At 40.4% G+C, this 2,312-nt stretch carries 2 protein-coding genes; both read left to right on the top strand.

All coding sequences use genetic code 11. The annotated features are described in order from the left end of the window. Window positions 1-1,031: DNA alkylation repair protein (locus tag CXF78_RS20635; RefSeq protein WP_102037812.1), on the top strand; the 1,031-nt coding region annotated here is incomplete at its 5' end. A 190-nt stretch (window positions 1,032-1,221) separates the two neighbouring features. Further along, a complete protein-coding gene (locus tag CXF78_RS20630; RefSeq protein WP_102037811.1) occupies window positions 1,222-2,247 on the top strand; it encodes an aldo/keto reductase in 1,026 nt (341 codons plus the stop codon). The last annotated feature ends 65 nt before the right edge of the window (window positions 2,248-2,312 follow it).

Here is a 2,312-nt window from a genome sequence, read left to right as displayed (position 1 = left end):
GGGCTGGGGCTCAAGTGTCAGAAGTCTTTAATGCTGAGCAATTTATTGCTTTTGCTCTCGATGGAATTGAAGACCTTTCAATTATGCAGCGCGTAAGGCATATCGCCGATGCTCTCTATAATGCCCTGCCAAGTCCGTACCCTGATGCAGTGAGAATTTTATGCCAGATGGTGCACCAGATAGCTCCCGGATTTCAGGCTGTTGCTCTGACTGAGTATATTGCAAGATATGGTCAGCACGATTTTGATACCTCAATGCAGGCATTATCAACAATGACCAGCTATGGTACTGCTGAGTTTGCTATTCGTCCTTTTCTGTCAAACGAGCAAAGTCGAACTATATCGATATTGTTGCAATGGATGCAAAGTGATAATGAACACCTGCGACGTCTTGCCTGTGAAGGATGCCGACCAAGACTCCCCTGGGGGATTAAACTTTCCAATATGTTACAGATGCCTTCGCCCGCCATGGAAATCTTGGAGCAGCTAAAATCAGATTCTAGCCTTTATGTCAGAAAGTCTGTAGCAAATCACCTAAATGATCTTGCTAAGGAATATCCTGAGGCAGTTCTGGATTGGGTGGCAACCTGGTCAACTGATGATCCTAATGTAAAATGGGTCATCCGGCATGCGCTGCGTAATCTTATAAAACAAGGGAACCCAAGAGCGCTTGCATTACATGGTGTCGATCATCTGGCGAAACTTGGTGTTACACGACTAAAACTGACCCCTACAACAATTCGTCAGGGAGACTCACTTACTATCTCATTAGCTGTTATCTCCCAGGATAGTGAAACACAACCAGCGGTAGTTGACTATCGACTACACTTCCCAAGAGCAAACGGTTCAATGTCAACCAAAGTATTTAAACTCAAAACATTCAGTATTCTACCTGAGCAGATTCTGGAAATTGTTACAACACGAGCATTTAAAGATTTGAGTACTCGTAAGTACCGACAAGGCAGCTATATCATTGAAATTTTACTAAATGGTAATGTTGCTCAAAGCGCCTCTTTTGAGTTGATTTCATAAATTCTAGAAAACAACAAAGAGTCTAGTTGTGTGGATTTTACTAGACTGACTTATACTAAGAGTCTGATGGTATGTTCAATATACCCGTCAACATTCGGACCTTTTAGGACTTAACTATAGCCAACTCAGTCTTGGACTGATTTTTTTGAGTATTCTATTATCTCTTCACTTTCTAATGAGGAGATAAATAATGAGTATCCGCGATAAATTGTTAACAGCTTCAACCTTAGGGTTTGGAACCGCACCATTAGGGAATATGTTTCGAAATATTCCAGAAGAAGAAGCTTTAAATACAGTCAAAGCAGCATGGGAACAAGGGGTCAGGTATTTTGATACAGCTCCATTTTATGGTGCGGGATTGTCAGAACTTCGTTTGGGTAAGGCATTAAAAGAGTACAATAGAGATGATTTTATCCTTAGCTCAAAAGTTGGAAGAATAATTCTTGATGAACATATTACAGGAGCACAAGAGTTTGGTGAGAAAGGCACTTTGTTTGAGCATGGACGCAAAAATAAAGTAATTGATGATTATTCAGCTGACGGTACATTAAGATCAATTGAACAAAGCCTAACAAGATTAGACACTGATAGATTAGACATTGTTTATGTTCACGATATTGCGCAAGACTTTCATGGTGACAATTGGTTGGCAAAATTTGAAGAGGCTCGTAATGGTGCTTTCAAAGTTTTAGCACAATTAAAACGTGAGGGTGTCATTAAGGCATGGGGATTAGGTGTTAATAAAGTTGAGCCTCTAGAGCTAACTTTAGAGCTTGAAGAAGATAAACCTGATGTCTTCTTACTTGCTGGTCGCTATACGCTGCTTGACCATGAGGTTGCATTGCAGCGTTTGATGCCTAAAGCATATAAGAAAAATGTGGATATTGTTGTAGGAGGTCCATACAGTTCTGGAATTCTCGCTGGTGGTTCACACTTTGAGTATCAAAAAGCCCCTCAAGCTATTCTAGATAAAGTTTCTCGTATTAAATCTATCTGTGATGATTTTTCTGTCAGCATTAAATCCGTCGCATTGCAATTTGTAATGGCTAATGAAGCCGTTGCAGCTGTTATTCCGGGAGCAAGCAAACCTTCACGAATTTCAGAGGACTTCAATGCACTTTCAGAAAGCATTCCATTTGAGTTATGGCAAGTTTTAAAAAGTGAAGGACTATTAGCTCAAAATGCTCCAGTACCAATAACTGCTGGACAATTTTGAGGGGAAAATTATGGCTAATACATTAGCAAAAAAAGCAGTACCAGCATCGGCAGCAAGGGTTTGGG

Origin of the sequence: Shewanella sp. 11B5 (assembly GCF_002836795.1) — a bacterium.
Lineage (GTDB): Bacteria > Pseudomonadota > Gammaproteobacteria > Enterobacterales > Shewanellaceae > Shewanella > Shewanella frigidimarina.
This window is presented reverse-complemented; position numbering and strand designations above follow the sequence as displayed.

Excerpts from the sequence above, each read along its gene's own strand:
- CXF78_RS20630 (WP_102037811.1), top strand. The coding sequence starts at position 1,222 with ATGAGTATCCGCGATAAATTGTTAACAGCTTCAACCTTAGGGTTTGGA.